The 13051-nt window shown below is 44.5% G+C and carries 11 protein-coding genes; 4 read left to right on the top strand and 7 right to left on the bottom strand.

Annotated elements, in window-relative coordinates:
• Nucleotides 1–33: 33 nt before the first annotated feature.
• Nucleotides 34–1674 carry a Na+/H+ antiporter gene (locus H3V12_RS00450; RefSeq protein WP_198211984.1) on the bottom strand — a complete coding sequence of 547 codons (1641 nt, stop codon included), beginning with the start codon at nt 1672–1674 and terminating at the stop codon, nt 34–36.
• A 1025-nt stretch (nt 1675–2699) separates the two neighbouring features.
• On the opposite strand from H3V12_RS00450, the gene H3V12_RS00445 reads away from it, so the two are divergent.
• Complete coding sequence (locus H3V12_RS00445) at nt 2700–3419, top strand: hypothetical protein (protein WP_198211982.1); 720 nt, start codon at nt 2700–2702, stop codon at nt 3417–3419.
• 644 nt (nt 3420–4063) lie between these two features.
• Here H3V12_RS00445 and H3V12_RS00440 read toward each other — a convergent pair.
• The 6 genes from H3V12_RS00440 to H3V12_RS00415 all read right to left on the bottom strand — a co-directional run bounded on the left by H3V12_RS00440 (nt 4064) and on the right by H3V12_RS00415 (nt 10123).
• Nucleotides 4064–5047 carry a hypothetical protein gene (locus H3V12_RS00440; protein ID WP_198211980.1) on the bottom strand — a complete coding sequence of 328 codons (984 nt, stop codon included), beginning with the start codon at nt 5045–5047 and terminating at the stop codon, nt 4064–4066.
• Nucleotides 5048–5125: 78 nt separating this feature from the next.
• Complete coding sequence (locus H3V12_RS00435; RefSeq protein ID WP_198211978.1) at nt 5126–5821, bottom strand: XRE family transcriptional regulator; 696 nt, start codon at nt 5819–5821, stop codon at nt 5126–5128.
• 360 nt (nt 5822–6181) lie between these two features.
• Nucleotides 6182–6742 carry a hypothetical protein gene (locus tag H3V12_RS00430; RefSeq protein ID WP_198211976.1) on the bottom strand — a complete coding sequence of 187 codons (561 nt, stop codon included), beginning with the start codon at nt 6740–6742 and terminating at the stop codon, nt 6182–6184.
• Between the two features lie 1448 nt (nt 6743–8190).
• Nucleotides 8191–8925, bottom strand: a complete 735-nt coding sequence (locus tag H3V12_RS00425; RefSeq protein ID WP_246784674.1) for a S24 family peptidase — start codon at nt 8923–8925, stop codon at nt 8191–8193.
• 608 nt (nt 8926–9533) lie between these two features.
• Nucleotides 9534–9824 (bottom strand): hypothetical protein, encoded by a 291-nt coding sequence (locus tag H3V12_RS00420; protein ID WP_198211972.1) that lies wholly within the window; start codon nt 9822–9824, stop codon nt 9534–9536.
• Between the two features lie 20 nt (nt 9825–9844).
• The gene (locus H3V12_RS00415; RefSeq protein WP_198211970.1) at nt 9845–10123 is read right to left on the bottom strand and encodes a hypothetical protein; all 279 of its coding nucleotides are present in this window, start codon (nt 10121–10123) and stop codon (nt 9845–9847) included.
• Nucleotides 10124–10215: 92 nt separating this feature from the next.
• On the opposite strand from H3V12_RS00415, the gene H3V12_RS00410 reads away from it, so the two are divergent.
• From H3V12_RS00410 to H3V12_RS00400, 3 genes are all read left to right on the top strand, one after another.
• On the top strand, nt 10216–11223 hold the full coding sequence (locus H3V12_RS00410; protein WP_198211968.1) for a hypothetical protein: 1008 nt from the start codon (nt 10216–10218) through the stop codon (nt 11221–11223).
• Nucleotides 11159–11773 carry a hypothetical protein gene (locus tag H3V12_RS00405; RefSeq protein ID WP_198211966.1) on the top strand — a complete coding sequence of 205 codons (615 nt, stop codon included), beginning with the start codon at nt 11159–11161 and terminating at the stop codon, nt 11771–11773. Before H3V12_RS00410 ends, H3V12_RS00405 begins: the two co-directional genes overlap by 65 nt.
• 208 nt (nt 11774–11981) lie before the next feature.
• Complete coding sequence (locus H3V12_RS00400) at nt 11982–12587, top strand: hypothetical protein (protein ID WP_246787451.1); 606 nt, start codon at nt 11982–11984, stop codon at nt 12585–12587.
• Nucleotides 12588–13051 lie beyond the last annotated feature (464 nt).

Genomic DNA, 13051 nt, shown 5'->3' with positions numbered 1-13051 from the left:
CCCGGGCAATAAAGCCGTTTCAAAATTCTACCCTCAACCGTTTGAAAAGCGGGTTTCCAGAAGATCGACTTCGCGGATCAATTTTGCGGTTGTTTCTTCCGAAAGCTGGTGACGACGGCCGAAAGCAAAATAGGTCTGGCGTTCGGCTTTCAAAGCTTCAAGGCGCAAACGTCGCTCGATTTCGGCAACCTTCTGCGTATTGATCGCATCGGCATCCGAAACATTCTGGTCGGCCAGTCTTTCACGATAGTTCGACATGACGCGCGCACCGGCTGTCGTATAAAGGTCGGCATCGCTGCGGCCTTCGCCCCAATTGTGCACCGCCTGTTCAACCGCTTTGATGGCCGCCTCGGCAGCGGCAATATGGGCACGTTCTTCTTCCTTTTGATGGGAAGGTTCGGGCGGCAATTCCAAACCTTTGAGGAGATAGGGAAGCGAAACGCTTGCCATGACAAGCGAAATCAGGATGACACCGGTTGCCAGAAATATTGCAAGGTCGCGTGCAGGAAATGGTGAACCGTCGGGCAAGAAAAGCGGCAATGTCAAAACACCGGCAAGAGTGACCGTGCCACGAACACCGGCAAGCGATGTCACAGCAACCAGCCGCCAGCTTGGCACAAACGGTTTGAAACCGCGCCGATAGGCACGTGCAAGCGTAAAACGCAGAGAGACCCAAACCCAGATAAATCTGAGCAAAGCCAATGCCAGATTGATCGCTATGACATAGACCACAAGCCAGATCGGTTCATGATGGCCGGTTTCCTGAACCACAATTGCCGCGCCGCTCACAATATGGGGAAGTTGTTCACCCAAAATGACGAAGATGACACCATTGGCAACAAATTGCACTGTGTCCCAAACGGCAAGCCTGCGAATGCGCGTTAAAGCAAGGTTGCGCAAACTGTCTTCGGTAAAGCTCATGGAAATACCGGCAGCAACAGCGGCAAGGATTCCCGATGCATCCACCTGTTCGGCGGCAAGATAGGCAGCAAAAGGTGTAAGCAGGCTTACGACAATGTGGGAACCGGTTTCTTCACCGAATTTATTGTTCCAGAAAGTGCTGACCCAAGTGACACAAAAGGTCGTTGCTGCCCCGATAATAAGACCGGCAACAGCTGTCCATAAAAAGGTTCCGAAAGCGGCAAGGAGCGAAAACGAGCCCGTCATGGCAGCAGCAACAGCAAAGCGCATACTGACAAGGCCGGACGCATCATTCAACAGCGATTCACCTTCCAGAATATGCATCAGGCGCTTCGGGATAGGCGAGCGTTTGGCAATTGCTGTAACGGCCACAGGATCGGTTGGCGAAACAATGGCGGCAAGTGCAAAAGCCACCGAAAGCGGCATGGCCGGAATCATCCAATAGGTGAAGAAGCCGACGCCCAGAACTGTAAAAACAACAAGCCCCAGTGCCATTTCAAGCACTGTCCAGCGGTCGCGCTTCAAACCATCTTTCGGGATGCGCCAGCCGTCAAGAAATAAAAGTGGCGGCAAAAACAGAAGGAAAAACATTTCCGGCCGCAATTTTACGCCCATGTCGCCAGCAAGTGAAACCAGTACACCGACAGCAATCTGGATAAGTGGTAACGGAATGGGCAAAGGAAGTGCGCGCGATATTGCGCCGCTGAAAACAACAGCAACAAGCAATATCAATATCACAACAACCGATTCCACCCTTGAACCCTTTCATAGACAAAACGTTTCGATGCAATTTAGGCAATGAACAGTTTCAATAAGATAAACAAAAAACCGGAACTCATGAAAGAAGCCTGAAAAAATTCTTCTGCTTGATCCGGATCCATGTCATGAGCGGCAATAATGGTAAATTGTAGGCAGTCTTTCTTCTATTCAATGAAAAATAATGGTACTTCATCAAAATTCTGTAACTCTTTGAAATCTGACTGTTACCCGAAAAAACATCCACTCAAAGAAACGCGCCGTCAGTTGCGGCTTCTTCAGACTTTTCAAAAAATGCTTAATCATGATGTTTTTATGTTGAGAAGAGTTTGCCCGACTTTTTAAAAGCAATGCGCCATGTTCCATATTGTTGGCTTGCTGTACAATGTTGCGGATGTTTAAAAAACGCATAATTGGAAAAGGCTTTTATCATCTTGGGCTTTTATATTTTGAATAAGTCTGCCCGGCCTTCAATCAAAAGAATGGAACACAAAAAAACGGCTGAGTCCGCGGCTTGCGGGTCAAAGCCATGAAGGATTTTAAAAAACGAAATCGTAATATTTCCCCTCTTGCCGACACCCTGTTCAAACTTTTTAAAAAGACCGATAAAACAGGAAGCCCGTTAATCGGTCTTCCCCTTCCCCGTCATCAAGAGGTTTTATCGTTTTTGATGCGTGGGGAAAAGACCGGTTTTTACAGGGAATGCAGGCTATTTTCACTTTTCTATTTCTTTTTTATTTCCCGCAATTTTTCACCTTCAAAACAAAACAGGTTAGCGTGTTTAAGGCTTTATCATAGAAATGCCGGTCTTATTATCCGCACAATAGCTTTAAGTGAACAGTAATAAAGAACTTCATTTCATAATTTCGGCATGATTGTTCAAGTGTTAATTTTATTAAAAATGTATTTTATATTTTATACTTTGTTATAAAATTAAAATATGATAGTATTTATCAGATGTTTATAGGTTTAACAATATTGTGTAGCATGTAAATTCGGGTAACAATACGGGAGAAACAGTGATGGCGATGACACCGGTTCAGAATTTGAAATTCGCTTCTGTCAAAATCTTGCAAGAGAGAATTGATCAGGTCGAACAACAGGCCAAACGCGCTCCCACGACGACGGAACAGATTTTTAAAGCCAAAGAAACAGGCTCTCCTTTGAAAGCGGAAGAAAAGTCGACTTATGACAAAATCCGCAGCAAAATTGCCGGAGCTACGGTATTTGATAATAGCCGTATGAGCAAAAGCGAATTCAAAGCAAAAATACTGAAAGAAATAGCAAGCAGCCTCGGCATTGATCTTGATAAAGGTGGAGCAGATCTCAAACGTCTGGCCAAGTTTATCCGCGGCAAATTGGCTTACATGAAATCTCAAGACCCGGTAGGTTATGAAGAATTTATGGAAGGCATCACTAAAAGGCTCGGCCTTGATAAATTAGGCTTGAAGGCGGAAGACGTTGTCGAGGCAATGGCTGACCCATCTTCACAAAAGGCGGAAGAAGTTGACCAAATGCTTGATGTCTATTTCGGGAAAGATGGTGAAGCCTCTTCTGAGGTTGACAGTGAACTCAACGATATCAAAGAAGTTCTGAACCGGAACGGCGGCACTTCCACAAACGGAAAAGCTGCCGAACAACTTGTCAGTCCTCAATCCAATGCTTCCGGGCCAAACGAGATTTTGACCGATCAGCCGACCGGCACTTATATGCCGAGAAACTTCCCTCCAGCACGTAAATAACTGCTTTTGGCATAGACCGGACGACCGCTTGTTTTTTAAAAAACGGCATTTTCCGAACGTTTGTGCTTACGGATGAAAAATCGGCGTGAGGAATGGCAGCAGCTTTGTGTTCAATAAAAAAATTGCAATGGCCGGAATGGGCAAAAACCGGAAACCGGCGGAACTAAGCTTTTAAAACCGAAAAACAAAACGTTATATGCAGCAAGCCATCAACATCATGGACAATCGGTTCGGGTTTGAACAATAGAGTTTCTATTCAAGCTCGATAATTTTTTCTACCCGCGAATGGTTCTTCAAGCTTTTCAGATAAGGCTTGTTATTCCCTCAAAAAAAGCGATTTCCGGAAATATTGGCAGATTTTACGAAGTTTTTTGTGGCGCCGATAAACAACCGATTATTTCGTTTCATCGCATATATTCTCATCACTCATGTGACGTCCGATCGGCTATCGCTTCTTCGTCCATTCAATCGATTTCATGTAAACTATGTGCACAGTCAAACTGTTCATCAATTAAAAGCAAAAATTATTTTTCGCATATTTTGTATAAGCGCGAATGCTAAACTTGTTAAGCGGTTATAGGAGACCGAAGCAAGGCAATAAAAAACCCCGCAAAAAGCGGGGTGGATTGATTTCTTTAAAAAAATTAATTTATTTGCTCGGCTTGATCTGGTATGGGATCGTTTTGTTTTGAGCCTTTCTTATTGCGTTTATTTGCTCGACTGTCAGTTTTCTTGTCTGCTCCATTTGCAACAGCAGTTCCTTCATGGCCCCGTTCATCGTCACATTCTTCCTCTTTAGATCCATATTGTTCATCACAATTCTCCGAGAGCTCGCAAAAATATTCTACTTGTGGAATTCCTTGAAAACTGAAATCCCTTTTGTGAAAGCGGCTATAAAACGTATCATAAAGGTCAACGATCTCACGCGTTTCAGGTTCCACAACCCGCTTGAACAATTCTCTAGCTTCTTTTCTATCTATCACATATCCATGCGATGGATAATTTGCAATAATTTTATTTAAAACTCCTGGCTTAAGATTACCAAATTTTTGGTTAAGGTTGGCCCCATATCTTGTTGCAATATTCAAGATTCTTTGGTGTTCTCCAAATTTTATAGGGTCAATTTGTGCAGTTATCGGCGATATCATCGCTTCAATAATCTTGGCTGCCATATCCCCCGATAATTTAGCATTTATTCTGGTGTCATCGTGTATGCTTTTCATCGTTTCTGCAAAACAGTCAGCGGACACCGCCTGCAAACTATTCAGAGCCGTCATTATGTCGAGGCCAGAATTAGACTCGTCCAACTCGTCATTCTTTTTTATTTGTATATCCAGAGGGCCAAGTTCGCCCGTATCACCTATTATAAGTTTGTTGGCTGCAATAGCTAAAAGTGTGCCTGCACTCTTGCAAAAGCTCGATATTAATACAGAAAAATCCTCGTAATTGTGCTGTAGCGCGCGCCCAATCCTATAGCCCGCATCGGGATCGCCTCCTAAAGTGGTTATACCCAAAATAACACTTTTATTTAAATCCGATTCCTCTTTCCGCTTTTTAATTTCTTTTGTCAGCAACCAATAGCCTGGGTAATTTATGGCGCCACAATAATAATATACGTCGCATCCCATGATAATTTCTCTCCCTACATATCAAAAGCTGAGCGCCATGTGCATTATAGACCGAATAACTCTGTAATTTCCAGTATTTTATGAATAGCCAAAATATTTTTTATCAAAACTGATGATTTTGTCGGGGATATATTTCTGTTGAAACACTTCGTGCGATGTTCGTTTCGCCAAAACGGCAATCATGGCCTCTATTGGTTCATCTATAGTTTTGGCAATCTGCACCATGACTGAATCGCCAATACGCACCGGTTTATTCGGGTGGACAAAAACCAGATCACCCGCTGTAAAACGTGGTTCCATAGTGTCCCCTTCCACGTATAAGGCATACAGATCCTTGGTCATCAACAGAGCGGGTGACCTATGAACGTAATCAATGATTGATGTATCAAGCTTGAACGATCCGTTGTCGCTGTTACAAGCAGCAGTTCCCATCACAGGAACCTCCTGCGGCATGTATTGGCGCGGCGATAAAGTACCATTAGTGAACTTCACATCGCTCATTTTGCTATTTGTTCGGGTCTTTTCAGTTTCAGCAACATTCGGGGTGTTACCGGTAAGAAGCCAATCAACCGAGACTTCAAGTGCTTCCGCAATTTTTTCGAGGGTGTTCAAGCGCGGACGGGATGCCCCGGATTCCCACTGGGTAACCGCGTTACGTGTCTTGCCAACGGCTCTTGCTAACTCTTCTTGAGTCATCTTCGCTGCAATGCGCAAATTTTTTATACGTTCTTTCAAATCCATAGTTTTGTTTAGAAAACGTACATTTTGCACCATCAGTTTTATTTATATCGTGTAGAATGTCATTTCACTACTAAAATATCCATTAAAAGCGATTGGCGTCGTTGGCTTTTATACAAACAATCAAGCAAAAATGACGTTGTTGGTCATTAACTTAAAAAATCGGCACTTCCATTGAGCGTAATGAAGCAATAGGAGGTTAGGATAACGCCGGAATATATAATTAACCTATAATGAAAGTCGGGAAGATTATTATCCTCCGTTTATTTTTTGAAGCCGGTTCCAGTTGGCTGTGTTGTTGAACCTTTTGTGTGATGAAACAATACAGTCTTTTTAGAAAAGACTATTCAACGCGATTTTGCCTCATCCGCTGAGAAAAACGAAAGACGCTACCAATTAATGTTCGTCCGGTCTGGTGGCGCAGTCGGAACCGATAAAGAGAATTTCTTTACGCGTCATAGTGATCGGCGGGTCGTTTTCGTGGTCGACTTCGCCTTGAGCCGTGCGCATGAAAAGGGTAAACCTTGAAAGATCGAATGTCTCATCCGTCATCGGGCTTGAACGATAAAGTTTCCAAGCAAGCGCCATCACTTTTTCTGCCCGCGAATGGTTTTTCAGGCTTTTCAAAAAAGGCTTTATATCGCTCCATGAGAAGCGCTCTTTTTCCTTGTGCTTTGTTCCTGCATTGTCGGCTTGGTTATCCGGATTTCTTTGATATGTCTCTTCGGGTTTTCGACCATCCAGAGTTTTACTTGTTACATCGGCACGTTTGCTCTGCCCTTGATCTCTTTCTGCGCGACTTGTTTCTTTGCTAGAAACATCGGTTTTATTAAAAGGCGGTTGTATTTCTTCGTCAGTGCTTGAACCATTGTCCGGCGAGCCTTTTTGGTCGTTAGAGGGTCGAAGAAATCCGGCTTGTGGCTTTAAAGTTTTTCCATGATTTTTAGGCTTTTTCATTCCACCCACCCCTCGCCTGTTTGGACACAAATCCATCAGCTTCAACACGCTTAACGGGGGAATCGTAAAAAAATGACATGAATAATGTCAACATATTTTATGTTGAAAATTTACTGGACTTCATCAACAAACGAATCGTTTAACCATGAAGACTTGGTTGTTTTGATGGTTTTGCTTTAAACTTTTATATTTTTTAAAAAACCGGATGGTTGCCGTAAGACATCAAAGTTGAACCGGCTAATTAACCGGAAGCGAAGAAGAATATCGACGAAGTTTTCCTCGAAATAAGGAATTTTATAAATGAATGCGACTTCCAAGCGGAACAACAAGTCAATCAGAACAACAAAAAACTATTAGAGGCTGTTGCTTGGACGATTGACTAAAAATGAATAGCCCGTGGAGAGTAATGAAAAATAGCGATCAACAAAGTATTTGAAACATAAGTCTTCCGTTTATCCAGCAATGGAAGCCCGGACATCAACAAGTTGAGCGTGAAAGCAACCGATGTTTAAAAAAATCGGGAGATAAAAATAAAGCGTGATGCCATTGACAAAGGATAATTTATCACCCCGTTTTCAATAACATAATCGAGCAAAAGCAAGTTTGATACCGGCAATACGGATTTAAAATTATTTCGCTTCGAACGACGGCATTACCAATTGGATATTGGAAAATTATGCGCCCGACCGGCTCCATCCGGTGTGAGAAAATCCGGCTATGGGAACTTTTGTTTGACTTAATCCGACAGCAATAAATAGCGCATCAAGAAACACGATGTTGGAAAAACCGACACTGAAAAATCAAACAGAAGGAAAATCAGAGCGGGGAAAATGTGCCAGCGGCAATGTGTGTTTGAAATAAGCATATAGCGATCACAATAATTGGGTAGCGATCAATAGCGTATCCAAGACATGTGAAGTGAGAAAATCATCTTTCCAAAAGCGCCGTTTCATCAGATCGGTCAGCGAACAATTTTCGCACAGTCAAATCGGATGCTAAAATATAGGCCTTAAAAATATCGGGCTTAAAAACATCGGTCTTCAAATGAATGATCGGGTGCACGAAAACTTTTGGTCTTGGATATCCGGCTATGATGACGCTCCCTTGATTATCCGGCTCGGATGCCAGCCTTGGATAAACATAAGCTTTGACATGCCGATGCTTTTGGCACCTATTTTATGTCAATTTTTTTTAGCGGGTAAAACGGCCGATATAGCGGCCAAGAATAGTAATTTCGCTTAAATTCAGAATGCGCGGTTTGTGGTGGGGATTATCCGATATGACCTCGACCTCGATTTCATCCGCACCGGGACGGGAAACAACTTCCAGCCGTTTAATGATAACCCCGCCAAGCTCGTCAGCCAGTGCATAAATTCCCGGCGGTGACGGAACACGGTGCGATATGTCGGCGCATCCGATAGGACAATGTTTTGTAAAATGTTCCAGCTTTAGCGGGTAAAACGGCCGATATAGCGGCCAAGAATGGTGATTTCGCTTAAATTCAGAATGCGCGGTTTGTGGTGGGGATTATCCGATATCACTTCGACCTCGATTTCATCCGCACCGGGACGGGAAACAATTTCCAGCCGTTTGATGATAACCCCGCCGAGCTCGTCAGCCAGCGCATAAATTCCCGGAGGTGACGGAACACGGTGCGATATGTCGATAAACACCGCATCGCCATCATGAATGGTGGGCGACATGCTATCGCCATAAGCAGGAAGAACGGCAACATTCGACGCAACAACATTGAGTTTTGCCAACAGGCTTTCGGGTAAACGCCAAAAATCCCGTATGACTTCAGTCGAAATTTGAACAGCATTCTTGGCACCGTTGACGATCATAATTTCCCCGCCGGCCCCCATGCCCGCCTTGACATCAATTTCGGGAATTTCACCATCTTTCAACTGCAACCTTGTTTTGACATCACTATCAATCCGGTCAGGAATATCAGGGTCAAAACTCGATACAATCTTGTGTTTTGCGGCATTTTCACCTGTCAAAAGATAAGATGCGCTCACGCCGAATTTGCGGCCATAAATTGCCGCGTCTTCAGGGCTAAAATCATTCTGCCCGTTTTCGTGTGCCCGATAGGTCGAATGGCTCACGCCAATTGCATCCGCAGCTTTCGTCGCAGATGAAAAGCCCGCTTTCAGCCGTGCTTCGCGCAATCTTTGTCCCATCGTGTCCATAACATACATTATGTCAGAATAATAAACATAAATCATGTTGACAATCTGATATAAATGATGTTGTTATACAACTATACGCTACTTTTGAGTGTATTATAACATTATTAGTGTTTAAAAGTGGCGGGTAAAGGATGGAAGGTGCAGTGTGCGCTTTCCTGCAAGTTTTTTAGACGGCGTATTTGCCATGTTTCGGGGTGGAACAAATGGACAAATCAGATATTTGCGTGTTGTCAGATATTGGCGTGTCACAATTATTCGACACTGATGTTTTGCATGAAAAACAGCTGGTGAACTGCTTTAGCCGCAAGACCGCACTGTTGACTTGGCCTTTAGAAGCTTCACCCAAGAATGAAGCAGCAGACAATGAAGCCGCATTTAAAAGTGTTCTTAAAAGCGAACAGACCTTGAAGTGCGGCTTTTGCGTTGCGCCTTCCTCCGGCAAGCTTCAAAGCATATTTAAACTTCAAAGCGTATTTCAAACTGCTGGGGGAAGCACTTGTTGCGGGCTGACGGTGCTTGCGCCCCGTTCATTATGCCGAACGTTTTTTCCCCGCACTTCTTCTTTATCCCGATTTTTTCTTAAAAAAAGCAAATTATGCTTATTCGTTCTTGCTATTCTCGAAAGCACTGTCTGGCGAGCCTGCACCTTCTGCGGGCGTTTTTCTGGCATTGGTGTTTTCGAGTGTCACATCATATTTCTGCGGCTCGGCAAGGATATTTTCCGGTTTGCCGACAGCAATCATACATTTGGCAAAAAGCGGCAGAATATCTTTGCTATCAATCGTATTTTCGGAAGCACCGGCAATAATACTGAACAAACGGAATGCGACTTCTTCCGGTGTGGCTGCTGCATTGACTGTGGCAGATCTTATCGGGTTAATAACGGGCATTCTCTTTCCTTTGTCTTTCATCAATCACTTGATGAAATAGTTAAACAACTTGTTGTTTTTATCAAGGCAATAGCAATCGCCATTTTTAAACCGGTGAGCCTTTCAGCTTTCTGGGAAAGGCTTCGTTTGAGCGCGTCAATTTTTGCCCGTGCAGGACAACAAAATTCAAACCGAATTTTTAAAAGCATTGTTTTAAGCGCTGCAAAAGTCTGCTTGTCAGCAAAAAGCGCAAGCGGAAAAATCAAATCTGTGACCCGAAAAATCAGTGCTTTGACACCTGAAGGTGAAAGTGTTTTCAAAGCTGTTTTTCCTCCGGAATTATCGGGGTTTTTTGCGCGTCAATTGTGCCACCAACCAACCTTTTTCAAGGCAGAGAAGAGAGTTTTATAAAATGGATTCGTCAACACTACGTCGCCTTGCCGGTTTGAACCTTTCTACCGAACAAATGTCGGCCATTCTGGAACTTCTTGCCGATATAGACGAGCGGGAAGACTTACGCCGTGCCCGTACACGCGAGCGTGTGCGCCGTTTCAGGCTGACACGGAAAAACAATGTAACGTTACAAGAGGAAAATTGTAACAGCGAGGAAACATTACCCCTTTCCCCTAAAAGAAAGGTTCCCCCACACCCCCTTAAAGAAAATAACCCCTTTCCCGCTTTCTCTGAAACACCTTCTGATGCGCTTGTCGAAGAGCCAACAGAGAAAAAAAGCGGGCATGGTTTCTCCCCTTGCGGAAATGAAAATTTACCGGAAATCCCTACGGAATGCGAGCCGGAGAAAGCTTGTTCTTTTGCCGTGAGTTTGCCCAAGGACAAGGCTTGCACTTTGTCAGAAATTTCCGCTTTGCCGCAAGCGGAAAGTGAACCACTTTTAGAAATCACGGGAACGATGTCTGCGGCTGAAAACGGCACGGCTTCGGGCGCAATGTCAGCTTCCGGAGAAAGCGCGGGTGTGCCGCTTTTGCCTTCACCTTCGGGAATTTTTTCAAGCCGGAATTTTGGAAAAAACGAAGTTTCAGAGTTTGCAATAAGCCGCCCCGACAAAAGGGGTTTTGAAGCCGAATTTCATGAAATTTTCTGGCCTTCTTTCCCGAACAAATGCGGCAAGCCGAAGGCACTAACGGCGTTTTTGAAAGCGCGCAAAAAAGACAGTCTTGCCGCCATTATGGCGGGGCTTCAACGCTATATCGCCGACAAGCCGCCCGACCGCCCCTGGCTTAACCCGACAACGTTTCTCAATCAGGAACGCTGGAATGACCAACCGGCCCCCGTAATGGAGCGAAAAAATGCAAAATTTAAATATGATAAAAGATCGACAGCCAGAAAAGTTACCGATGCGATGGCCCGTCTCGCACCTCGATTTGACGCTTGCCAAACTCGTTTCCCTCACGACAGGTGAAGGCTTTCCACCCCGCTTCAAGGCGGGGGAAAAACCGACATGCGCTCAAATTGCAACAATCAGGCACACACTCGAGGACGCAAAAAACACACTTTTAAAAAAGGCACGAAGTGACGAAATCATGGACCAGTTTTTGCTGCTTTCGGGCGGTATGCGCCTGCCCCGTGATATAGACGGGGAAAGTGCGGCCAAATCCTATATGATTGCGCTTTCCGGCTTTTCCAGCTTTGCCATTATGCAATCGGTGCTTTTGATTATTCGCGGCAAGGCGGAAGGCTTCAACAAAACCTTCATGCCGACAGCGCCGGAACTTGCCGCTTTTTGCGAACATATTGAAAAAACCGAATGGTTGAAAATCGACCATGTGGAGCGGCTTTTAAGAGCCGGAGAAGAAGGACCAAACGACGTTTTAATTCCGGAGGCGCGGGAAGAAAAACTGACTTTTCACCACCAAACCACGATGACAAGCGGAAACAAAACAACAGAACATGAACCAGGGCGACACGCTTCCCGCCCGCAAAAGAAATGCGCGCTCGATGAAGCTGAATGAAACGGAATGGGACAATGTGGGACGAGATGGGACGACGTAAGACAATGTGGGACGATATGGGGCGATAAGAGACGGTATGGGACATTTATGAAAAGGCCAATGTTTTTTGGGCGGCAAAACGCGAACCACAAGAATTCAAACAACAACACTTCAAATTCAACACTTCAAACAACCACCCGAATAAAAAAGATCATGAAAGGCTTAAACCATGCAGGAAGTTGAAATTATCAGATTGAAAGCCCGTTCAAAAGCAGGAAAACTCCGGCTCAAGCGCGGGCGCGGAAGGCCGCGTATCGAAGGTATTGCGCGCGAACCGAATGGCAGGCGCAGCCGCGCAAAAAAACCGCGCGAGGCGATTGACCGTCTTGCCATTTTGATGCGTGCAAAGCACACAGGCCTTTCCGAAAAACAGGCAAAAGACCCGCGCGCTTCCACCTATATCGGCAGGCTTTTTTTGGCAGGCCCCGAATGCGGCGGCATTAGCGAAGACCAGTACAATGCCGGGCTAAAATTTATCGAGGTTGATAATAACTATAAAAAGGCATTGCTTTCGCCTGCCGCCTATTACGACGATTTTAACAGCACGCCTAATCCCGAACTTTATGAAGCGTTTTGCAAGCGTGCAAAAAAGCAATATCTTGCGGCAAGAGAAGCCATTCAGGAAGCGCAATTTGATAACAGAATTGATAACCTTTATGCCGCCTTGCAATATATCGTGCTGGAAGATCTCGAATTGCCGCACCTTGTCGGCGCAACAAGGCTTGTGCTCAACGCGCTGAACCGGCATTTTTTCCTTGCCAATAAAGGTCATTAAATTTTTAATGACCCTGATGGCGCAACGGGAATTCTATTTTCCAAACGGAATTTCTTAGGAGGTGGGAAATTTATATTGCGACCGGAATTTTATGGTTTTGTTGCAATTTGTTATGCGGCGGGAAAGACTATTTTTGTAAAAAGTCTATTTTTAGCTAGAACTATAGGCTGAAAGAGCAAACTTGGCTTGCAATTTATGAGAGGGGTTACCCCCCGTAAATTTATAAAAGAGGTCACCCCCGTAAAGCGGAAGTCCAACCCGCCTTTTTATCTCGACTTGCAACGCTATTTCTAAAAGGCAGGCAGTCCCCTGCCTTTTCTTTTACACCTCGCACAATTTATCACCGTGCAATGAAGGGATAAGCGAAAACTGGTAAGATAATCGCCCGCCTATAACTGATAGAAATGGCACTGATTTAAACTTAATCGGAAAACTATTTATTTTTACGCGCATGCGATTGTTTG

This window comes from Bartonella sp. W8167 (assembly GCF_016100335.1).
Classification (GTDB): Bacteria; Pseudomonadota; Alphaproteobacteria; order Rhizobiales; family Rhizobiaceae; genus Bartonella; species Bartonella apis.
Note: the sequence above shows the minus strand (reverse complement) of the source record. Positions and strands in the feature narration are given on the sequence as shown.